The organism is Hymenobacter sp. (assembly GCF_036388155.1).
Classification (GTDB): domain Bacteria; phylum Bacteroidota; class Bacteroidia; order Cytophagales; family Hymenobacteraceae; genus Hymenobacter.
In genome coordinates, this window is sequence record NZ_DASVSI010000035.1 from 24,053 (window position 1) to 45,519 (window position 21,467).

A 21,467-nucleotide genomic window follows, 5' to 3' on the forward strand; every position below is an offset into this window, starting at 1 on the left:
CCAGCGGCAGTTACTCCGGGCCGCACGCCTCAGGTATCAGCCCGGCCCAACGCCGCGGCAAGCTCCTACGTTAGCCCTGGCATGACGAAAGCTGTTTTCATTGCCACCGCCGAGCCCTACAGCGGCAAGTCCCTGGTGGCGCTGGGGCTGGTGAACATGCTGCTGGGCCAGGCCCGCAAAGTCGGCTACTTCAAGCCCCTCATCGACCACGACCCCGCCCAGCAGCCCGACGCGCACATCGGCACGGTGGCGGCCCACTTCAAGCTGCCGCTGCCCCCCGCCGACACCTACGCCTACACCCGCGCCGAGGCCCTGCGCCTGCTCGAAGCCGGCGCTCAGGGCGAGCTGATTGACCACATCATCCGCAAGTTCAAGCAGTGGGAAGACGCCCACGACTTCACCGTGGTGGAGGGCAGCGACTTTGTGGGCGCGGGCACGGCCATTGAGTTCGACGCCAACGTGTCCATTGCCAAAAACCTGGGCGTGCCGGTCATCCTGGTGGTGTCGGGCGCCAGTAAAGGCACGGCAGAAACCATCAGCGCGGTGCTCACGCTCATGCAGGGCTTTGAGGCTCGCGAGGTGCCGGTGCTGCTGGTAGTGGCTAACCGCGTGGCGCCCGCCCAAGCCGACGATGTCCGCCAGCTCTTGCGCAGCCAGCTGCCGGCCGAGGTGCTACTGGCCGTCATCCCCGACGACCCCAACCTGCTCCACCCCACCATGCGAGAAATTCACGCCGGGCTGGACGGCAAATTGCTCTTCGGCGAAGACCAGCTGGGCGCGCAGGTCGACAACTACATCATCGGGGCTATGCAAGTGCCCCAGTTCCTGAACTACCTCAAAGACAACGTACTGATTGTGACGCCCGGCGACCGGGGCGACATCATCGTGGCCGCATTGCAGGCCAACATGTCGGCCAACTACCCGCGGGTGGCGGGCCTCGTGCTCACGGCCGGCTCCGAGCCCGACGAGCCCATCCTGCGCCTGTTGAAAGGCCTGCCCAACGTGGTGCCCATCCTGGCCGTGCCCACCGGCACTTTCGAAACCACCACGCGCGTGGCCGCCATCCGCTCGCGCCTCACGCCCGACAATCCCAAGAAAATTCAGCTGGCCATCAGCGCCTTCCAGCGGTACGTGGACGTGCAGGCGCTGGAGGAGAAGCTCGTCAGCTTCCAGTCCGAAGGCCTCACGCCGCACATGTTTCAGTACCGGCTGCTGCAGTGGGCCAAGCGCTCGCGGCGCCACATTGTGCTGCCCGAAGGCAACGACGACCGCATCCTGCGGGCCGCCGCGCAGCTGCTCCACCAAGACATCGTGGACCTCACCATTCTTGGCGACCCCGGCGAGGTAGCCGCCTCGGCCAAACGTCTGGGCCTGAACCTGCCCGCCGGCCACCTGCGCATCATCGACCCGGTGCAGTCGGAGCACTACGCCGACTACGTGGAGACGTTTTATGAGCTGCGCAAGGACAAGGGCGTGAACCACGACATGGCCCGCGACCTGCTGCGCGACGTGTCGTATTTCGGCTCGATGATGGTGCACAAGGGCCACGCCGACGGCATGGTGTCGGGGGCGGTGCATACCACGCAGCACACCATCCGGCCGGCCCTGCAGTTCATCAAAACAAAGCCCGGCGTGTCGGTGGTGTCGTCGGTGTTTTTCATGTGCCTGCCCGACCGAGTGGCCGTGTTCGGCGACTGCGCCGTGAACCCCAACCCCACCGCCGAGCAGCTAGCCGAAATCGCCATTTCCTCCGCCGATAGCAGCCTGGCTTTCGGCATCGAGCCACGGGTGGCCATGCTTTCCTACTCCTCGGGCACCTCTGGCGCCGGGGCCGACGTGGAAAAGGTGCGACTAGCTACCGAGCTGGTCCGCCAGAAACGCCCCGACCTGAAAGTGGATGGCCCCATTCAGTATGACGCCGCCGTGGACCCGCTGGTAGGCCGTCAGAAGCTACCCGACTCGGAAGTAGCCGGCCAAGCCAGCGTCCTCATTTTCCCCGACCTAAACACCGGCAACAACACCTACAAAGCCGTGCAGCGCGAAACCGGCGCCCTGGCCATTGGTCCCGTGCTGCAAGGCCTGAACAAGCCCGTAAACGACCTAAGCCGCGGCTGCACGGTGGACGATGTATTCAATACGGTAGTCATCACCGCCATCCAAAGCCAGCAGGGGTAAAACCGTAGCTTGGCTCTTCTTTCGTAACCCCACCCCGGCCCCTCCCCACCGGGGAGGGGCCGGGGTGGGGTTACGCGAGATGCTTCGCTGCGCTCTGCATGACGTTCTGATACACCGTTGTTGAAATTCCTCCTATGAACATCTTCGTCGTCAATTCCGGCAGCAGCTCCATCAAGTATCAACTGTTTCGCTGGCCCGCGGAGCAGCCCGTCTGCAGCGGCTTGGCCGAGCGGGTTGGGCTTGATAACGCCAGCATCACCCACAAGGCTTTCAGCAACGGGCAAGAACGAGTCAGTAAGCAAACGCTCACGCTTACCGACCACGAAGCGGGTCTGCGGGCCGTGGTCGCCTTGCTCACGGACCCAGCCGAGGGCGCTTTGCGCGACCCCAGCGAAATCGACGTCGTCGGCCACCGGGTAGTGCACGGAGGCGAAACCTTTGCCGCCACCACGCTCATTGATGAAGCAGTAAAAGCTGCCATTCGCGAGTTGTTTGCGCTAGCTCCATTGCATAATCCCGCCAACTACCAGGGCATCGAAGTAGCCGAGCGCCTGTTTCCGCAAGCGCGGCAAGTAGCGGTGTTCGATACAGCTTTCCACCAAACCCTGCCCGAATACGCCTTCCGCTACGCGCTACCTCAGCGACTCTACACCGAGCATCGGCTGCGCGTGTACGGCTTCCATGGGACCAGCCACCAGTACGTGGCTGCGCAGGCCGCCGCACACTTGGGTAACCCCGCCGCCCGGCTCATCACCATTCACCTTGGCAACGGGTGCAGCATGGCGGCCGTGCGCGACGGGCAGTGCCTTGATACCAGCATGGGCTTCAGTCCCTTGGGTGGCTTGGTGATGGGCACCCGCTCCGGCGACCTCGACCCCGCCGTGGTGCTCTACCTGCAAACCCAGCTGGGCTACACTACCGACCACGTAAACACTTTGCTGAACAAGCAGAGCGGCATGCTGGGTCTCACCGGTTTCAGCGACATGCGCGACGTGCAGCAAGCCGTTGAGCAAGGTGACCCGGCCGCCAAGCTGGCGTACGACCTGTATGCCTACCGCATTCGCAAGTACATCGGGGCGTATGCGGCGGTGCTCAACGGGCTCGATGCGCTGGTGTTCACGGCCGGGGTGGGCGAAAACGATGCGCTGGTTCGCCGACTCGCTTGCCAGCAACTCGATTTTTTCGGCATTGCGCTGGATGAGGCCAAAAACCAAACGCGCACCCCGGGCATTCGCGACATCAGCCAGCCAGAATCCAGGGCCCGGGTGTTGGTTATTCCGACCAACGAGGAGCTGGAAATTGCCCGGCAGTGCGCCGAATTACTGCAGTGAGGAGTGGCTAAGCCCGGCTACGCCAGCGTGCCGCCGCAGCTGGAGCCGGCCCCGGCCGTGCAGCCGTAGCAGTGCTGGTTCACCACCACGGCCCGTTGGCTCAGCGCGGCGGCGTCGAAGTCGCGGATGTGCTGCACCGGGCTGGCCACGTGCAAGTCCAGCATTTGGTTGAAGTCGCAGTCGTAGAGCCCGCCGTCCCAGCCCACCGAAATGGTGTTGCGGCACATCACCCCGGCCGCGGCCGCGGGGTTGAAGGCGTTCACCAGCTTCTCCATGTAGCCCGCGTAGTTGCCCGAGCTAATCAGGTAGTCGAGGTAGCGGCTCACCGGAATGTTGGTGATGGCAAATAATTCGTTGAACACGATGCCAAAATCCTTCAGTAACACGCGCTTGAACTGGTCTTGCAGGCCCTTCTGCCCACCGGGCAAGAAGGCCCCGGCCGGGTTGTACACCAGGTTCAGTACCAAGCCCGAATTGGGCTGCCCGTAGCCCACGGCGTTCAGCATCTTAAGCGCCCGAACGGAATCTTCGAACACACCGTCGCCGCGCTGCCGGTCGGTCTTGTCGGCCGTGTAAAAAGGCAGGGAGCTAGCCACTTCCACCCCGTGCTGCTTGAAAAACTCGGGCAGGTCGTGGTACTTCTTGTTAGCCACGATGATGGTCAGATTGCAGCGCACCAGCACCTTGCGGCCCAGCTTGCTGATTTCTGCCACAAACCAGCGGAAGTCCGGATTCATTTCGGGGGCACCGCCCGTGATGTCCACCGTGGGAATGTCGCTTTGGGCCAGCGCGTCGAGGCAGAGCTGCATGGTTTCGCGCGTCATGATTTCCTTGCGGTCGGGGCCCGCGTCGACGTGGCAATGGCGGCACACCTGGTTGCACATCTTACCCACGTTGATTTGCAGCACGGCCGGCGCCACCGGCGCCAGCGGAAACAGCCCCGCGCCGCGCAGCTTCTCGTGGAACAACGGCAGGTGCAGCGTTTCGGCCGCTTCCCGGCGCAGCACCGTGAGCTGAAAGGCCGAGTCCGCCAAGTCGTGGCCGGTGGCCTTGAGGGATTTTGTCATGTGGTAGATGAAAATCAAAGATACCCAGGAGTAACCTGGCCGGTAGAACTCCGGCCAGCCCGGCTTCCGTTCCGCTATGTCGCACCGGCGGGGATGTACGAGGAAAAGCTGCGGGGCCGATTTATTCGCCGGCCTTATTCGTAGAAATGCCGAAGCCGGCGAAGGGTGGTCAGCACAATCCAGTCGCCGAGCCGGGACAGGTAGGTGTGCACCAGCACAAGGAGCCGGCCCAGCGCGGAGATGACCGTGCGCTGCCGCCGCCGCCGAATTGGCTTACCACGTGTGTGCCTACCGCGTCCGCAAACACATTGAGGCCTACGCCGCCGTGCTCAACGGCCTCGAGGCGGTGATTTTCACGGCCGGCGTGGGCGAGAACAACGCACTGGTGCGCCGCCTGGCCTGCCAGGACCTCGACTTTTTCGGCATTGCGCTCGACGAGGCCAAAAACCAAACGCGCACGCCGGGCATTCGTGACCTCAGCCAGCCCACGTGCCGGACCCGAATATTGGTTGTCCCAACCAACGAAGAGCTGAAAATTGCCCGGCAGTGCGCCGAATTGCTGAAATAAAACGGGCCCGTTAGCCGCTGTGGCCGAGAAGACAGTCGCTCAGAATTTCTGCTTGCAGAGTGAATGGCGCGGCCGGGTTTTCCAACAGTTGAGGCCACTAACCCGCTGTGGTTAGTGGCCTAAGTAAAAGTTTTGCGCATTGAATTCGCATATTATTATTATTCCCCATATATTTGACGGATATAGAATTAATGTTAGTTAGTAATGGATAAATGATATTGCTAACACACTATGCATCCTTTTCCATCTCCTGCGTCATGCCATTACCACCAACCATCCTGTGGCCTAGGGTGAAAGCCATCATTTTTGACGTCGATGGCACGCTGTACACGCAGTCGCGGATGCGCACCCAGATGTTGCTCGACTTGCTGGGGTACTACGCCCTGCGGCCCTGGCGCCTGCAAGAGTTGCTGATGCTGCGACGGTTTCGGGCCGAGCGGGAAAAGCGCCCCGGCGCCGTGGGGCCTGATTTGGAAAATGCCCAGTACGAGTGGTGCGCCGACAACGGGCGCTACCCCGTGGCCAAGCTCAAGCAAGTGGTGGAGCGTTGGATGTTCATTCACCCCAACCAATACCTGCCCGGCTGCATCTACCCCGGCACGCAGTCCTTCTTCGCGGCTCTTCGGCGGCAAGGCATCAAAATCGGCATTTATTCCGACTACAAAGCCCACGACAAGCTAGCCGCCCTCGGGCTGAGCGCCGACGTGGTGGTGAGTTCCACCGACCCCGAAATAGACCGCTTGAAACCCGCCCCAAAGGGCTTGCTCTACGTCGCCGCGGCCTTGGGGCTGGCGCCCGACGAGTGCGTTTTCATCGGCGACCGGCCCGAACTCGACGGGGCCTGCGCCGAACAAGCCGGCATGCCCTGCCTCATCGTGGACAAGCAGCCCTTCGACCGGTTCACTTTCTATACAAGCCTGGAACACCAATTAGCCACCGCCCTAACCCCCGTTACGTTATGAGCAACTCTACGCCTTCCCTGCCGGCCACCAACGCGGGGGCCGATGTCACCCTGATTCCGGCGGGCCTGAAAGACTACGTCGCCATTGCCCGGCCCGACAACTGGGCCAAAAACGTGTTCATGATGCCCGGCGTTCTGTTCGCCTTCATCGTGTACCACACGCCGCTCGACGCCGCCCTCTTCGCCAAGCTGGTGCTGGGCGTGATGAGCACGTGCTTAGTGGCCTCGGCCAACTACGTCATCAACGAGTACCTGGACGCCGAGTTCGACAAGTACCACCCCCTCAAAAAGCAGCGCACCTCGGTGGTGCGCGTGGTCAATCCGGCGCTAGTGTACACCGAGTGGTTTGTGCTGGCGGTCGTGGGCTTTTTCCTGGCGTATCAGGTCAGCCTGCAATTCCTCATCCTGTCCGTGTTTTTGCTGTTCATGGGCGTGATGTACAACGTGCGGCCGTTCCGCACCAAGGAGCGCGTGTACCTCGATGTGCTGTCGGAGTCGGTCAACAACCCCATTCGGTTTGCACTGGGCTGGTTCATTGTGGCCCCGGCCTTGTCGGGGAGCACCTTCAGCGGGTTGTCGTTTGTCAACAGCCTGCCCCCTTCCAGCATCATCGTGGCGTATTGGATGGGCGGGGCCTACCTCATGGCCACCAAGCGCTTCGCCGAATACCGCCTCATCAACAACCCCAAACTGGCCGGCTTGTACCGCCGCTCTTTCCAGTTCTACACGGAGCACAGCCTGCTGATTTCCATGTTTTTCTACGCCCTAACGTCGGCGTTTTTTCTGGGCATCTTTCTCATTAAAAACCGCATTGAACTGCTGGTTAGCTTCCCTTTCTTCGCCCTGCTGTTTGCCTGGTATTTGAAAATCGGCCTGCTGGACAACTCGCCGGTGCAAGGCTCCGAAAAGCTGTACACCCACAAATGGTTTATGCTGTACGTGGTGCTGTTCTGCGGCTTGCTGATGACCCTGATGTTCGTTGACCTGCCGTTCCTGCGCACCCTGCTGGAAGACCCTTATACCCTGAACAAGCAATAGCCTGCGGGCCCAGGACCAATGCGTGAAGCCCTGCAAGCAGGCCATTTCGCCTTGTTCATACCCATTCAAATCCGTTCATTCCAGCCGCCAGCCGCTGTCGCAACGCGGCTGGCGCCATGGCTTGCGTAGCACGCGGAGTTAGGCTGTGCTGGTTGACGGCAGCACTGCGCCTACTGGGTGCTTTGGAGCTAGTCAATTGCCCGCGGCGCAGTTCGCAAGCCGAGCAATGGGTTCCGCAGCGAAGACGCTGCCAATTAAAAGGCAAACCCAATCAAAATCTTACTATCTGCTACCGGGCTCATCTGCGTCCGCTTTTTACGGCCTGCAACCACACCTTCCTATGTTCCGGTATTTCTGCTTAGCCCTTGGGGTGGTTGTGCTTGTTGTTTCCGCCTTCTACGTTTTCCCGCTGCCGGCGCACGACGCCATTTTTTTCATGCCCGCGGCGTGGTTCTACGCCAACGGCAAAGGATTTATCAACCCGCTCGTGGACCTGGCGTGCCAAACCGACCCCCAGGGCCTGTGCCGGTACTGCTTCCACCTGCCGCTGTTTCCTTGGCTCGTGGGCACCATGGCCAAGATTCACCCCACGGTGCGCAGCTTGTTTTTGGCGGCTAGCATTTTCTCCATCGTCAAGCTGTTTCTCTTCGACAAACTGCTGGCCCACCACCTGCGCACCAGCCAAAACCGCTACCTCATCTACGCGCTTTCGCTCGCGCTGCTGGTGGCGTACTCCCTCCCCATTGAAGGACGGCCCGAACTCTTGTCCAGCTTACTCATCCTATACGTGTACTTTTTGCTGTCGCAAGCCGATAGTAAGCTGCCGCTCACCGCGTCCACCGTTATTCCGCTGGTCATTGCGCTGGGCTTGCTCCTGTCGTGCCACCTCACCGGCTACTTTTTCACCATCATCTTGGTGAGCGTGGCCCTGGTTTTAAGCACTACCACCCTCAAGTACAAGTTGCTGGCGGTCACGGCCATCGCGTCGGCGTCCATGCTGGTGGGGTTGGCCGTAATTTGGCTGAACCCAAACGGGCTGGACACCATCCGCGGCATCGTGAACCACAGCCCCCTGAGCCGGCGCGATGAGGTAACGCTGGTGGCCGAAATATCGGCGTGGCTGCTGTTTGGGACTGCCCCGGGCATTGGCTTGTTCATTGCCATCGGCGCAATTCTTTACGGCCAGCGCGTGCGCGACAAAATTCTAGAAATCAACGGCTCACTCGATAGAACGCTGGCCGTGGCCGTGGTCACGGCAGCCACCGCGCTGGTGCTGGTCGGGGTCTACAAATTCATCGTCGTGACCCCCGCCCGGATGTACGACATGGCGCATTTTTTTCCCGTGCTGCTTATCTACATCTTGTCGAAACTGGACTTTAGCCGCCCCATGCTCCGCCTGGCTCTCATCAGCACGTTGGGCTTCGCGTTGATTCTGCCCATCCGAAACACGGTCCTGTTCTTCGACTACTTAGCCGATGGCAAAACCTACGGCAACGCGCTGACCGTGATGCAGGAACGCGCCGGCAAAGAAGAGAAAATAGTTGGTAGCCACGACATGTGGGTACTGTGCGACGACCTGTCCAAGTTCCGGGAGTGGCAAGAGGATACCACGGCCGCGCCCCTATTCATTCAGCAGTCGAGGCGTCCCTTATCGGACCTGTTGAAGAACGAGGGCGTGCTCGTGTACGACTGGCGCACCACCGACATCCGGCGCGTCGCGTCCATACGCCTCACGAACCGGCCGCAGGGCTACAGCTTCTCGGTGTGGCAGTTGCGCTTGCAAATGCCCCCACGGCTCGCCCCACCCAACCGCCGCGCCGAGCTAAAGCCGTCGGCCACCGCGCACACCGTTGAGGTACAGCAGTAAGCAGCACAGCAGGAACCCGCCCGGAGTTGGGCCCGGCGGCTACCGGTTCGGCTCGATGCGGCCGTAGGCAGCAGTGGCCGGCCCGGGTCGCAGCATGCTCGCCGCCAAGCTGATGCCACCCAACAGCGCCACCAGCAGCGTTTGCGAGCCGTGCGCAGCCAGAGCGTACGCAATGCCCGCTTCGGCCGAGATGCCGTACGCCAACAGCGCGCTTTGCACCAGCACGTGGTAAGTCCCGATGCCGCCCGAAACGGGGGCGGCCATCCCCACCGTTCCAAACGCCAACACCGCCAGCCCGGCGCCTGGGGTCAGGTGCCGCGTTTCGGGAAAGGCCAGGAAGGCCATATAAGCCATCAAGCAATACATCAGCCAAATGAAGCCGGTGTGCAACAGAAACACCCCTTTGTTTTTGAGCCGCCAGATGCTCAGCATTCCCGCCAGCAGCCCTTTGGCCAACTGGCTAAGTTTGTCGAAGAAAACCAGTTGGCGGATACGCGCCCGGTTGTGCCAAACGGCCCACGCTCGGTAAATATGACGCGAAAACGAGCCGCTATTACTTCAATGTTGGCTACCAGAAAATAACCAAGCTCAGCGACTCCTCTACTAATCATGGGAGCCTCACAGAAATCGATGGGTGGGTCCAGCCCGGTACTTCCACTGCTGCGGCAGTAAACAGGGCAACGCAGGAGTAGAAGGACCCTGCTTGTAATCAACGATAGTATTTTCAGCCTGATTCCTTGTTGAAACAACTCTGGACATTTGCGTTTGGCTTGCTGCTCCTGCTGGGCCTGAGTGCTTGCGGCGGGGCCAAAGTGACTTCTGCGGCCGCCCCTGCTGCTGCACGGCCGGCGCCGGTGGGCTGGGGCTGGGCCAAAAACAACGTCAACGGCGCCGTATTCCGCAAAAACTCCGTGGCCAGCCTGGGCCGCACCCAGTACGTCGCCTACTACGACTCGCTGGGCTTTATTACGCTGGGCAAGCGCCAGCTGCCCACCGGCACGTGGCGGGTGCAGCGCACCCAGTACCAAGGGAAAGTGAGCGACGCCCACAACGTCATCAGCCTGATGGTGGACGGGCAGGGCTACCTGCACCTGGCCTTCGACCACCACGGCAGCCCGCTGCGCTACTGCCGCAGCACGCGGCCCGGCGCGCTCACGCTAACTGAGTTGCTGCCCATGACGGGCCAGCAGGAAAGCAACGTCACCTACCCCGAGTTCAGCCGTTTTCCCAGCGGCGGCCTGCTGTTCGCCTACCGCGACGGCAGCTCCGGCAACGGCAACCTAGTGCTGAACCGCTACGACGCGAAAGCCCAACAATGGACCCGCCTGCACACCGTGCTGCTTGACGGCGAAGGCCAGCGCAACGCCTACTGGCAAATGAGCCTGGACGGCCGGGGCACCATTCACCTCTCCTGGGTGTGGCGCGAAGCGCCGGACGTGGCCTCCAACCACGACCTGGCCTACGCCTGCTCGCGCGACGAAGGCCGCACCTGGCAGAAAAGCACCGGCGAGCCCTACCGCCTGCCCATCACCCAGGCCACGGCCGAATACGCCTGCCGCATCCCGCAGCGCAGCGAGCTCATCAACCAAACCGCCATGGCGGCCGATGCGCAAGGCACTCCGTACATCGCCACGTACTGGCGCCCGGCCGGCACCACCGTGCCGCAGTACCAGCTGGTGTACTTAGCGGGCGGCACTTGGCGCACGGCGCAGGTGTCGCAGCGCACTACCCCGTTCAGCCTGAGCGGCGCCGGCACCAAGAAAGTCCCCATTTCCCGGCCGCAGGTGGTGGTGCAAACGCAGCAGGGCCGGCCACTGGTGGCCGTCATTTTTCGCGACGTAGAGCGCCAGGACCGCGTGTCCGTGACGCAATGTGCCGACTTGCAGGCCAATCAATGGACAACTACCGACTTGACAACCATCGGGGTAGGCAATTGGGAGCCCAGCTACGACACCGAGCGCTGGAAGCAAGCCGGTGTGCTCGACCTCTTCGTGCAACGCACCGGCCAGGGCGACGGCGAGACGCTGGAAAACCTGCCGCCGCAGCCCGTGTACGTGCTCAGCTGGCAGCCTTGAGGAAGCGGTTTGGGTTAGCTAGAACGAGTACCCCGAACTTTCATTTCGGCCCGATAGAACATTTTTCGTTCACGCGGGCCGAAATGAAAGTTCGGGGGGCAGGTAGGCAGCCGTACAGAAGTAAACGAGAAAAACGGCTAACCCGGCAAAGAGTACGGTTACTTGTCCACGACTACTCCAGCCCAATAGCTTCCAAAGAATTACGCAAGCCGTCTTTACGGATTTTTGATGGCCCGCATCAAGTTGGCCAGCGCTGGGGCGGGGTAAGCTTTGCCGCGCGACACCACGGCGTCAATCTTCTTGACGTTGGCGATGTTTTCCAGTGGGTTGGCCGTGAGCAGCAGCAAGTCGGCGTCCTTGCCCAGGGCAATGGTGCCGGTGCGGCCGGCCACGCCCATAAACTTAGCGCCGTTGATGGTGGCCGCCTGCAGGGCTTGCAGCGGCGTGAGGCCGGCTTCCACCAGCATCAGCAGCTCGTCTTGCAGCGAGGCGCCGGGGTAAATGAAGGAGTTGAACGGCCCGCTGTCGGAACCCGCCAGAATGGGCACTCCCGCTGCTTGCATCTCGGGCACCATGCTGAAGAATTTGGTTTCCAGCTTCTTGCTGAAAGCCCGCGCCGCGGCCGACTGCTGCCGGGCGCTGGCCAGCCGGCGCGTGTAAGTGGCCTGAATCTTCGGGTCGATGTAGGCGCGGAGGGTGTCGCGGGCGTGGTCGTTTTCCGACAACTCGGCCAAGGTTTTGCCGATGTGGAGCGTGGGCACGGCCGCCGTTTTGCGCTTGGCCATCTGCTTGTAGATGGTGGCCGCCGCGGCGGGGCTGTACGTGTCGTACACAGCCGGCAGCACGGCAAATAGCCCCAGCGGCTTGTCGGTCTTCAGGCTGTTGCGGACCAGCGCCGTCAAGCTGTCTTCCTTGCTGGAACAGGCCTTGAATACATAATAGAGGTGCTCTGTGGCATCTAGCCCGCGCTTCACGGCTTCGCCCAAGGTAACGGAGTAGGGCATATGGCCGGTGGTTTTCATACCCCGGCGCTGAGCCTGCGAAATGGTGTTCAGAAACGCCTCGCCCGAGATTTTGCTTTCGTAAATCTTCACATAATCCACCCGCAGCCGTTGTAGCGAGTCCAGCGCCTTGCCGATTTGGGCCGGGGTTTCCACTTCCAGTGAGCCGGGCCAATAGGCTTTCGGGCCATCAATCTTGGGACCGGAGGTGAAGATGCGCGGGCCGGGGTACTGACCCGCTTCCATTTCGTTGCGCCACTGCATCACGCTGGGCGTGAGGTCGCCGCCGGCGTCGCGCACCGTGGTGATGCCGTGGGCCAAAAAGAGCGTCAGGCTTTTTTTGTTGGCCGCCACCAAGCTGTCGCCGCCCCGGAAATGCACGTGCATGTCCCACAGGCCGGGCAGCAGGAAGCGGCCGTTGCCGTTCACGTACTGCTTGGCGGCGTAGCTGTCCTTATCGGCTTCTTCCAGCCGCACAATTTTGCCCTTCGACACCGCCACCACCCGGTTGGGGGTTAGCTGCCCCGTCACCACGTCCACCACCGTTACGTGGTTGATAACCACGTCGTAAATCTCCAGCTTGGTGGGCCGGTTGGCGCAGCCCGCGAGTAGCGCAGCCACGCTCAGGCCCAAATAGTATCGAGTTAATTTCATGCGGACAAAGGGCGCGGAAGCAGCGGGCGTCCCGCAAAGCTAAGCCGGCAAGCGCACCGTAAATTCGGTGAACTCGCCCTCCCGCGTTTCCATGGTCAAGGTACCCAAATGTCCTTTGGTGATGATGTCGTAAGCCAGCGAGAGGCCCAGGCCCGTGCCTTCGCCCAGCGGCTTGGTGGTGAAAAAAGGCTGAAACACCTGCTTAGCCACCGTGTCCGACATGCCCACGCCGTTGTCGCGCACTTGAATTTCCACCGTTTCGCCCACCCACCGGGTGCACACGCTCACCTGCGGTCGGTAGTCGGGGCCCGCCGCGCGCTGGCGGTGCTGCACGGCGTAGAAGGCATTGGTAAACAGGTTCAACAAGGCCCGGCCCAACTCCTGCGGCACCGTGCTCACCAGCCCAATGCTGGGGGCCAGCTCGGTGCGCAGCTCGACTTCGGCGAGCGCAGCGGCTTGCGCGGGCTTTTGCGCCGCCAGGCGCAGGTTGTCGCTGACCAAGGCATTGAGGTCGGTGGGTTGGCGCTGGCTGGTGTGGGCGCGGGCGTGGGCCAGCATGTCGCTGATGATGGCCGAAGCGCGCTGCCCGTGCTGGCTGATTTCGTGCAGGTTTTGCCGCAGGCCGGCCATGATTTCCCGTTCCAGCCCGCCGGGCGGAGCAGCGCCCGGTTGGTCTTGCCCGAGCAGGGCCGCGCTCACGCTGGCAAAGTTGCGCATGTACGCCAGCGGGTTTTGCAGCTCGTGGGCAATGCCCGCCGACAACTCCCCGGCGAAAGCCCATTTCTCGGCCGCCACCAGCTGCGCCTGGGCCGTGCGCAGCTCCGCCAACGCCTGGCTCAGCTCGTTGCGCTGGGTTTCTATCTGGGCGTTGCGCTCGTTGAGCAGCTGGTTGGCGCGGCGCTGCTGGCGCGTGATGCGCAGCAGGAGCAGGGCAATAATCACGAAAAAAACCACTGCCGCCGCCAATGCGCCCTGCTGGTACCGCGCGGTTTGCAGTTCGTGCTCCTCGCGCTGCTGCAGCTGCCGCTGCTGCTCCGTGAAGGCCAGCAACTGCAGCTGCCGGAACTTCTCGGGGCCGAACAGGCTGTCTTGCGCGGCCACGGCCACTGCCTGGTAGCGGAAGGCGCTGTCCACGTTCTGGCGGGCCTGATGCAGCCGGGCCAGCAGGCCGCTGGCTTCCATCACCGTGAGGCGGTACGACACGGCCTGGGCCGTGCGCAGCGCCTGCCGAGCGTAATAAAGGCTCGAATCGGGCTGGAGCAGCTTGTCGAAAAGCCGGGCCACGTGGTACTGGGCCATGGCGCGGTTACGGAGGTCGTTGCTGACGTAGGTTTCCTGCAGGCCGCGCCGGTAGTAGGCAAAAGCCTCGGCGTGGTGGCCCAGACGGGCCTGCACGTCGCCCATATTGCGCAGGGCCAAGGCCGCCGCCACCCGGGGCTGCGGAAAACGGGCAATGAGGGCTTCGGCCTGCTGCTGGTACACCAGCGCCGAGTCGAGCCAGTTTATCTTTTCGTAGCAGCTGCCAATGTTGGTGAGCGTGCCCGCTGTCCAGTGGGGCAGGTTGAGCTGTTGGTAGCGGCGGCGCGACTGCTGGTAGTAGGCAATGGCCCGCCGGTATTGGCGCAAGTCGAGGCTGATGTTGCCCAGCGAATTCAGGCTTATGGCTTCGCCTTCCAGGTCGCTGCTTTCGCGGCTGATTTGCAATGCGATGAGCTGGTTGGCGAAGGCTTTGGGTAGTTCGCCCCGTTCCCGCAGCACCGAGCCGATGAAGCTTTGGGCTCGCCCCCGGCCCTTGTCGAACTCCGCTTGGCGGGCCAGTTGCCAGGCGCGCTGGGCCAGATACATGGCCGAGTCGGGTTTCGACGCCCGGAAGGTGCGGGCCAGCTTCAGCAGCAGCAGCACTCGGGCGGAGTCGGGCGGCGTGCGCGCCAATAGGTAGCGCAGGCTGTTGGTGGAGGAATTTTGCGCGCGGACCTCAGGAGCCAAGCCGCCCAGCAGCAAGCCCCCACACAGCAACAGTCGCACAACAGTTGGAACGGACACGGCGGGATTAACAGAAGAATAAGGGGATTTGTGCCGAGGCCCGTGGAAGTATTTTCGGCCGAAAAGCCTGCTCAGTATTTTGCTCTACGGCCTTTGAATGATGGCCGTATTGCGGTTGCGCATTCAGTGCGCAAGTTGCTCCAACTCGGCGGTCAAAGCGGCATTTACATTAAAATAGTCGAATGGCTAAATGATGCCTCATCGCCAACGCACTTTCGCGCCGGCTTTGCCGGCGTGCAGCCGGGCCGGCACGCTCGCCAGTATCAAGTCGCGCAGCGCAGTGAGCAGGGTGGTGCGCACGAAGCCGTGGTGCACCACCAAGCTCACTTCGCGCACCGGCGCGGGCGCCACGAAGCGCTTGACAAGTGGGTTGGATTCTACTTCGTCCAGCACGGCCAGCTCGGGCACCAGCGTGTAGCCGTGGTGCCGGCGCACCAGCTCCTTGAGCGTTTCAATGGAGCCACTTTCGTAGGTAATGGTGCCGGTGGGCGAGGAAGGGCTGCACAGGTTCAGCACTTGGTTGCGGAAGCAGTGGCCCTGCTGCAGCAGCCACAGGCCCGGCTGCTGTAAGTCGGTGGGTTGCACGGTGGCCTGGGCGGCCAGCGGGTGCGTTTCGGAGCTTAGCAGCAGAAACGGCTCGTCCAGCAGGGGCAGCTCGTGCAGCTGCCGGTCGTCGAGCGGCGTCACCAGCAGGCCCACGTCGAGGCGGTGGTCTTTGAGCTGCTGCATGATTTCTTCCGAGCGCAGTTCTTCCACCCGAATGCGCAAGTCGGGGTACGCCGTGGTGAGGCCCACCAAGAAGCGCGGCACCAGGTAGGGCGCCAGCGTGGGAATCACGCCAAGGCGCAGCTCGCCCACCACTTCCCCTTTCTCTATCTGCACCAGCTCGCGCAGGTGCTGGGCTTCGCGCAGCACCTGCCGCGCCTGGGCAATGACTTTGATACCCACGGCCGTGGGCTCGGCGCCGCGCTGGCTGCGGTCGAAAAGCAGCACGCCCAGCTCCTCTTCCAGCTTTTGCACCTGCACGCTCAACGCGGGCTGGCTGACGCAGCTTTTTTCGGCCGCGAGGCCGAATTGGCGGTGCGTGTCCAGGGCCACGACGTAAGCAAGCTGCTGCAAATTCATGCTGCAAAGATAACCTAAGGCTATAAAAACACTTGTGTGATACGCTTAGGTTATGGAATGAGTTCTTATCTCGATTCTTACTGCTTGCCAGCACCGGTGCATGTTGTCTCGGCCGCTCAAGCGGCGCGGACGCGGAGACGAAAAGTGTTGTGTCTCGGCCTCATTCCATTCAAGTCAGACAGCCTCTTCGCAATCCCGCAGGTTGCAGAATAGCCAGAGCCGTAGGTTTACTTTTGCACGCAGCAGTCATTAATTCAATTGCCTATGTTCGGCCTGAGCTACGCCAAGTTTGATTCCATGACCTACGTCATGCAGTACCGCAACGGCCGGCTGGTGCGCGAGGGGCGCGGGCTGGCGTTTTTCTACGTCACGCTGGGCAGCTCCATTGCCGCCGTGCCGCTGGGCTCGAACGACTTGCCGTTCATCTTCAACGAAACCACGGCCGACTACCAGAGCATCAGCATCCAGGGCCAGCTCACCTATCGCATCACGCAACCCAAGCAGCTGGCCGAACTGCTCGACTTCACGGTGAACAGCGCGGGCATTTATAAGAAGAACGAGCTGGAAAAGCTGAACCAGCGCCTCGTGAACGAGGCGCAAACCGCCACGTCGGCCTTTGTGCACAGCCTGGGCCTGAAGGACTCGGTGCGCTCAAACAAGGCCATTGAGGCGCAGATTGTGGCCGGTTTGCAAGCCTCACCGGCCGTGGCGCTGCTCGGCATTGAGGTGCTGGGCGTGAACATCTTGGCGGTGCGGGCCACGCCCGAAATGGAACGCGCCCTGGAGGCCGAAACCCGTGAACGCCTCCAGCAGGAAGCCGACCAGGCCGTGTACGAGCGCCGTAACTTTGCCGTGGAGCAGGAGCGCCGCATCAAGGAGAGTGAGCTAAACACGGACATCGCCGTGGAGGAAAAGCGCAAGCAGATTGACGAGAAGCGCAGCGAAACCCAGCTGCAACGCGCCGCCAATGAACGCAAGCTCCGCGAGCTGCAAGTGCAGGCCGACATTGCGGTGGAAGCCAGCCGCGCCCAGCTGCTGGAGCAACAAACCGCCAACGAGCGCCTCGCCGCCGACGCCCAGGGCTACGTGACCGAAACCACCCTGCGGCCCTTCCGCGACCTGGACTGGCGCACCCTCACCGCCCTGCAAAACAACCCCGACCCGCGCCTGAACATCGCCCTGGCCTTCCGCGAAATGGCCGAAAACGCCAGCAAAATCGGCACCCTCAACATCACCCCCGATTTGCTGGAGGGCTTGCTGGACAAAGACGGCAATGGCGGCAGGTTCAACGGCACCGCGCCGGGCAACGACGAGCCCACCCGCAGCACTCCCAGCCCAACCCCGCCTAAGAACGGCCGCCGCTAAATGAGCACCCGGCTTGAATACGCCATCGTCATCAAAAGCAAAACCCGCTACGAAATGCTCCTGGAGCGTTTCAATACGGCAGGCCAAGCCAAGTTTTACCTCAAGCGCAAAGCCGGCAAGGAAGATGACAGCGAAGCCGAGTTTGAGGAGTACGCTCAGGAGCACGCCCGCATTGAAGCCGCCGTGGCGCAGGTGCAGCGCGAGCTAACCGGTGTGGTGAAAAGCAAAATCGTGGAGCGCGAGTTTCTGCCCTCGTTCCTGTTTGCCGACAACCAACTAGTGATTGTGGTGGGGCAGGACGGCCTGGTAGCCAACGCCGCCAAGTACGTGCGCGGCCGCCCGCTGGTCGCCGTCAACCCCGACCCGACGCGCTACGACGGCGTGCTCTTGCCCTTCCGGCCCGAGACCTGTCGCGCCGCCGTCCAGCGCGTGGTGGCGGATAAAGCCCCGATTCGCGTGCACCAACTGGCCGAGGCCAACCTGAACGATGGGCAGCGCTTGCTGGCTTTTAATGACTTGTTCATCGGGGCCGCCTCGCACGTTTCGGCTCGCTACAAAATCAGCTTTGATTCCACAACGGAGGAGCATTCTTCCTCGGGCATCATCGTGGCCACGCCCGCGGGCAGCACGGGTTGGCTGAGCTCGGTGTTCAACATGACCGCTGCCGTGGAGGATTTCGCCGGTGGCCGGGGCCAGCGGAAAACGTACCCGAAACCGGCCGGCAATGAGTTGCTGTTTGTGGTGCGCGAGCCTTTTCTGAGCAAGCGTACCCAGTGTGGCCTCGTGGCCGGGCGCGTATCGGCCAGCCAGCCGCTGCGCCTGGAGTCGTTGATGCCGACCGGTGGCGTAATATTTTCCGACGGCGTGGAAGCGGACTTTCTCCGATTCAATGCCGGAGCCGTGGCCACCATCGGCCCCGCCGCCGAAGTAGCCAGGCTGGTGCAGCCGGGGTAGGGCATCCAAGCTAGCGCAGACCGGAGCAGCGTAACAAAAACGTCATGCAGCGCGCAGCGCAGCATCTCGCCTACCACCAGTAAACCAATCGACAGGATTAGTGACTGCAGGCAAGATGCTTCGCTGCGCGCTGCATGACGTTCTCACTATCAGTCTGATGAACCTGAGAGTGCTATTGGCCTACAGCGGCTTTTTGCGCTCGTTTTGGAATTTCTTGAGCTGCGGGTCGATTACTTTTTTGTCGCCCACCACCACAATGGTCATGGCCTCGGGCCGCACGTATTTGCGGGCCGTCTCGCTCACTTGCTGCGGCGTCACGGCGTTTATGTTTTTCACCTGCTCGGTGAGGTAGGTTTCGGGCAGGCCGTGCAAGTCAAGCGAGTTGAGCTGGCCGATGATGCCGCCGGGGTTGGAGTTGCGCAGCACAAACATGCCCGTCTCGTAGTTCTGAATGCCCTTCAACTCGTCGGCCGACGGCGGCGTTTTTTGCAGGCGCTCAATTTCGTTCATGATTTCGCGCAGCGAATTGTAGGTGTCGGCCGTGGTCACGTCGGCGTTCTGCGTCCAGTTGCCGGTCCGGTAGTGCGTCTCGATAAAGCTGTACGGTGAATACGTGTAGCCCTTGTCTTCCCGAATGTTGCGGGTGATGCGCGAGCCAAACGAGCCGCCCAGCAGCGAATTCATCACCCGCATTTTGATGTAGTCCGGGTGGCTAGGGTCGACCACCGGCAGGCCCACCACTAGCGTGGACTGTGGGGCATTGGGCCGGTCCAGGCTGAGCAGGTCGCCTTTGGTCAGCGGTTTGGCCACCTCGATGGTGGGCGCCGGCCCCTTCGGCATCCCCGCCCACGCTGTGGTAATGGCCTGGCGCAGGGCCGGCGCGTCGAACCGCCCCGCCACGTACACGCTGGTGCGCTGGCCTCCGTACTGCGTCTTGTAGAAGTTTTGCACCTGCTCCAACGTCAGCGCGTCGAGTTGGGCATCGGTTGGCAGTGGTCGGCCATACGGGTGGTTGCCATAGACGGCAGACGAAAATTTTTGGCGAGCCTGCACGCCGGGCTGGGCCCGCATCAGGGCCATTTGCCGCTTCAAGTCTGCTTTGAGGCGGGGCAGCTCGGCGGCGGGCAGGGCCGGATGCAGCACCACATCGGCCAGTAGGCCGGCTAGCTCCGGAGCGTATTCGCTCAGGCAGGAGGCCCAGACGCTGGTTTGGTCGGCGCCCACCGAAATGCTGAGCGAGCCGCCCATGCGCGCCACGCGTTCCGCCAGCTGCGTGGCCGATACCGTGGCGGTGCCCTCTTGCATCAGCTTGCCCAGCAAGTCGGCCACGGCCACTTGGTCGGGTGCTTCGTGCACGTTGCCGGCCTGAATGGCCACCATCATCGTCACCTTGGGCACCTGGCCATAAGGCACCAGGCGGGCCCGCAGGCCGTTTTCCAGGGCAAAGTCTTCTTTGGCAGGCAGGGCAAAGTCGCGCGGTTTGCCACCTTCGGGTGGGGCCTGCTTGGCCGTGGCGGGCGCTTTGGTGGCGGCCACTGCTTTGGCTACGCCCGCCGCGCGGGTGTTGGTCGGTTTGGCTTTGGTGGGAGCTTTCTGAGCATGCGCCTGGGCCGTAATCAAGGCTGCGCTGAGGAATCCAATAACTAGCTTGTTCATGGCGATAGAAGTAAGCTAGCTTTTGGCCAGCGGGTTAACGGTGATGATGGTGCGGTTGGTGGGGCGCAGGAACTCGCGAATGGTTTTCTGCATCAGTTCCGGCGTCACGTTCCGGAACTCGCTCTCCAGCCGGTTGATGCGGCTCGGGTCGTTGTCGAACAGCGCGAAGGAGGCCAGCAAGTCGGCCCGCCCAAAGTTGTCGGAGCCGCTCACCTGGTCATACAGCGCCGAGCGGATTTTTACCATCGCCAAATCGAGCGTGGCTTGGTCAATGCCTTTGGTGGCCAGTTGGTTGATTTCCTGGTCGAGCACCCGCACCACCGAGTCGGCCTGCACGGTGGGGTCGTACACCAGGTCGCCCATCCACAGCATCGGGCCGTTGTAGTTGAACTGGTTGCCGAGGTAGTTGATGCCGCCGCGCACGGCATCGGAGTAGCCGCGCTTCTGCACCAGCGCCTGGTAGAGGCGGCTGTCGTTGCCCTGCAGCAAAATCTGGTCGAGCATCACCAAGGCGTAGTACTCGGGCGTGTTGCGCTCGGGCATGTGGTAGGCGAAGGCCAGCGCCGGCTTGGTGGCCAGCTTGTCGTCCTGCGAAAACCGCTGCTCCTTTTCTTGGCGCGGCTCGGTGAGGTCGGGCTTGGGCGGCTGCGGGGCGCTGGGAATGTTGCCGTAGTACTTCTGCACCCAGGCTTTGGCCTCGGCAGGGTCGAAGTCGCCCACCACGGCCAGCACGGCGTTGTTGGGCGCGTAGTAGGTCTTGAAAAACGCCTTGACGTCCGATAGGTTGGCGGCGTCGAGGTCGGCCAGGTCGCCGTAGAAGTTGTGGGCGTTGTTCCAGTTTTTGTTGGCCTTCATCGGCATGTCAATCCACGGGAAGCTGCCGTAGGGCTGGTTGAGCACGTTCACCCGCACCTCGCTTTTCACCACGCCCTGCTGGTTGGTCAGGTTGGCTTGCGTGATGGCCAAGCCGCGCATTCGGTCGGCCTCGGCCCACAAAATGGTTTCCAGCTTGTGCGCCGGCACCACCTCGTAGTAGTTGGTGAAATCGAAGCGAGTCGAGCCGTTCAGCGCGCCGCCGTTCTTCTGAATCAACCCAATAAATTCATTCTTCCCCAGGTTCTGCGAGCCCTGAAACATCAGGTGTTCAAACAAATGCGCGAAACCGGTGCGGTTGCGCGGCTCCGTGCGAAAGCCCACTGCGTAGTAAGCCGCCACCGTGGCCGTGGGGGCTGTGTGGTCGGGTGAGAGCACCACGCGCAGCCCGTTGGGCAAGGTGTAATACTCCACTGGAATTTGAAAAGCAGGCGCGGCCGGCACGGGCTTGGGTGCTGCGGCGGCCGTGGTGGCCGCACCGGTAGTAACCGGCGCCGTTACCACCGATGTGGCTTGGGCTACAGGCGGCCGCGGCCAGCGCAACCAAAGGCGCCCACCGCAAACCAGGGCCAAGCAAGGAAAATCGTCTCATAGGAAAAAGGTGTGAAGTGAAAGAAGAAATCAAGCTCTATTTACAGATATTTTTGAACAATGCCACGTTTTCTGATACTTACCGGTGTCTGTAAAAGACTCAGCCTCTGCGGCAGCGCTGCA

General features: G+C 62.1%; 16 protein-coding genes. 9 read left to right on the top strand and 7 right to left on the bottom strand.

The features are described 5' to 3' along the window. Nucleotides 1-81: 81 nt before the first annotated feature. Nucleotides 82-2,175: a phosphate acetyltransferase gene (gene pta / locus VF629_RS05150; RefSeq protein WP_331057384.1), complete on the top strand. Its 2,094-nt coding sequence runs from the start codon at nt 82-84 to the stop codon at nt 2,173-2,175. A gap of 134 nt (nt 2,176-2,309) precedes the next feature. Further along, nucleotides 2,310-3,506 (top strand): acetate kinase, encoded by a 1,197-nt coding sequence (locus VF629_RS05155; RefSeq protein ID WP_331057385.1) that lies wholly within the window; start codon nt 2,310-2,312, stop codon nt 3,504-3,506. A 17-nt stretch (nt 3,507-3,523) separates the two neighbouring features. On the opposite strand, the gene arsS is transcribed toward VF629_RS05155, so the two are convergent. Beyond that, entirely contained in the window at nt 3,524-4,573 is a 1,050-nt protein-coding gene (arsS, locus tag VF629_RS05160; RefSeq protein ID WP_331057386.1) for an arsenosugar biosynthesis radical SAM (seleno)protein ArsS, read from the bottom strand. A 280-nt stretch (nt 4,574-4,853) separates the two neighbouring features. On the opposite strand from arsS, the gene VF629_RS05165 reads away from it, so the two are divergent. From VF629_RS05165 to VF629_RS05180, 4 genes are all read left to right on the top strand, one after another. Continuing rightward, nucleotides 4,854-5,141 carry a hypothetical protein gene (locus tag VF629_RS05165; protein WP_331057387.1) on the top strand — a complete coding sequence of 96 codons (288 nt, stop codon included), beginning with the start codon at nt 4,854-4,856 and terminating at the stop codon, nt 5,139-5,141. A gap of 257 nt (nt 5,142-5,398) precedes the next feature. After that, a complete protein-coding gene (locus VF629_RS05170; RefSeq protein ID WP_331057388.1) occupies nt 5,399-6,103 on the top strand; it encodes an HAD family hydrolase in 705 nt (234 codons plus the stop codon). Then, nucleotides 6,100-7,140, top strand: coding sequence for a UbiA family prenyltransferase (locus tag VF629_RS05175; RefSeq protein WP_331057389.1), 1,041 nt, complete (start codon nt 6,100-6,102; stop codon nt 7,138-7,140). The genes VF629_RS05170 and VF629_RS05175 overlap by 4 nt, the downstream gene beginning before the upstream one ends. 376 nt (nt 7,141-7,516) lie before the next feature. Beyond that, nucleotides 7,517-9,007, top strand: coding sequence for a hypothetical protein (locus tag VF629_RS05180; protein ID WP_331057390.1), 1,491 nt, complete (start codon nt 7,517-7,519; stop codon nt 9,005-9,007). Between the two features lie 39 nt (nt 9,008-9,046). Here the strand turns inward: VF629_RS05180 and VF629_RS05185 are convergent, their stop codons facing one another. Continuing rightward, a complete protein-coding gene (locus VF629_RS05185; protein ID WP_331057455.1) occupies nt 9,047-9,538 on the bottom strand; it encodes a lysylphosphatidylglycerol synthase domain-containing protein in 492 nt (163 codons plus the stop codon). Between the two features lie 206 nt (nt 9,539-9,744). Between VF629_RS05185 and VF629_RS05190 the strand changes: the two genes are divergently transcribed. Then, nucleotides 9,745-11,082, top strand: coding sequence for a BNR repeat-containing protein (locus VF629_RS05190; RefSeq protein WP_331057391.1), 1,338 nt, complete (start codon nt 9,745-9,747; stop codon nt 11,080-11,082). A gap of 215 nt (nt 11,083-11,297) precedes the next feature. Here VF629_RS05190 and VF629_RS05195 read toward each other — a convergent pair whose 3' ends face one another. The 3 genes from VF629_RS05195 to VF629_RS05205 form a co-directional block, all read right to left on the bottom strand. After that, nucleotides 11,298-12,737, bottom strand: coding sequence for an amidohydrolase family protein (locus VF629_RS05195; protein WP_331057392.1), 1,440 nt, complete (start codon nt 12,735-12,737; stop codon nt 11,298-11,300). A gap of 39 nt (nt 12,738-12,776) precedes the next feature. Then, the gene (locus VF629_RS05200) at nt 12,777-14,780 is read right to left on the bottom strand and encodes a tetratricopeptide repeat-containing sensor histidine kinase (RefSeq protein WP_331057393.1); all 2,004 of its coding nucleotides are present in this window, start codon (nt 14,778-14,780) and stop codon (nt 12,777-12,779) included. Between the two features lie 198 nt (nt 14,781-14,978). Next, the gene (locus VF629_RS05205) at nt 14,979-15,905 is read right to left on the bottom strand and encodes a hydrogen peroxide-inducible genes activator (RefSeq protein WP_331057394.1); all 927 of its coding nucleotides are present in this window, start codon (nt 15,903-15,905) and stop codon (nt 14,979-14,981) included. A gap of 264 nt (nt 15,906-16,169) precedes the next feature. Between VF629_RS05205 and VF629_RS05210 the strand changes: the two genes are divergently transcribed. Both VF629_RS05210 and VF629_RS05215 read left to right on the top strand, forming a co-directional pair. Next, nucleotides 16,170-17,270 (top strand): SPFH domain-containing protein, encoded by a 1,101-nt coding sequence (locus tag VF629_RS05210; RefSeq protein ID WP_331057395.1) that lies wholly within the window; start codon nt 16,170-16,172, stop codon nt 17,268-17,270. Then, entirely contained in the window at nt 17,271-18,224 is a 954-nt protein-coding gene (locus VF629_RS05215) for a sugar kinase (RefSeq protein ID WP_331057396.1), read from the top strand. It begins immediately after the preceding gene. A gap of 180 nt (nt 18,225-18,404) precedes the next feature. Here VF629_RS05215 and VF629_RS05220 read toward each other — a convergent pair whose 3' ends face one another. Both VF629_RS05220 and VF629_RS05225 read right to left on the bottom strand, forming a co-directional pair. Beyond that, the gene (locus VF629_RS05220) at nt 18,405-19,880 is read right to left on the bottom strand and encodes a pitrilysin family protein (protein ID WP_331057397.1); all 1,476 of its coding nucleotides are present in this window, start codon (nt 19,878-19,880) and stop codon (nt 18,405-18,407) included. 15 nt (nt 19,881-19,895) lie between these two features. After that, on the bottom strand, nt 19,896-21,326 hold the full coding sequence (locus tag VF629_RS05225; protein ID WP_331057398.1) for a pitrilysin family protein: 1,431 nt from the start codon (nt 21,324-21,326) through the stop codon (nt 19,896-19,898). Nucleotides 21,327-21,467: the final 141 nt, after the last annotated feature.

Bases quoted from the DNA above. Each gene is read 5' to 3' on its own strand.
- pta (WP_331057384.1), top strand. From the start codon at position 82: ATGACGAAAGCTGTTTTCATTGCCACCGCCGAGCCCTACAGCGGCAAG.
- VF629_RS05155 (WP_331057385.1), top strand. From the start codon at position 2,310: ATGAACATCTTCGTCGTCAATTCCGGCAGCAGCTCCATCAAGTATCAA.
- arsS (WP_331057386.1), bottom strand. From the start codon at position 4,573: ATGACAAAATCCCTCAAGGCCACCGGCCACGACTTGGCGGACTCGGCC.
- VF629_RS05170 (WP_331057388.1), top strand. From the start codon at position 5,399: ATGCCATTACCACCAACCATCCTGTGGCCTAGGGTGAAAGCCATCATT.
- VF629_RS05175 (WP_331057389.1), top strand. From the start codon at position 6,100: ATGAGCAACTCTACGCCTTCCCTGCCGGCCACCAACGCGGGGGCCGAT.
- VF629_RS05195 (WP_331057392.1), bottom strand. From the start codon at position 12,737: ATGAAATTAACTCGATACTATTTGGGCCTGAGCGTGGCTGCGCTACTC.
- VF629_RS05205 (WP_331057394.1), bottom strand. From the start codon at position 15,905: ATGAATTTGCAGCAGCTTGCTTACGTCGTGGCCCTGGACACGCACCGC.
- VF629_RS05210 (WP_331057395.1), top strand. From the start codon at position 16,170: ATGTTCGGCCTGAGCTACGCCAAGTTTGATTCCATGACCTACGTCATG.
- VF629_RS05215 (WP_331057396.1), top strand. From the start codon at position 17,271: ATGAGCACCCGGCTTGAATACGCCATCGTCATCAAAAGCAAAACCCGC.
- VF629_RS05220 (WP_331057397.1), bottom strand. From the start codon at position 19,880: ATGAACAAGCTAGTTATTGGATTCCTCAGCGCAGCCTTGATTACGGCC.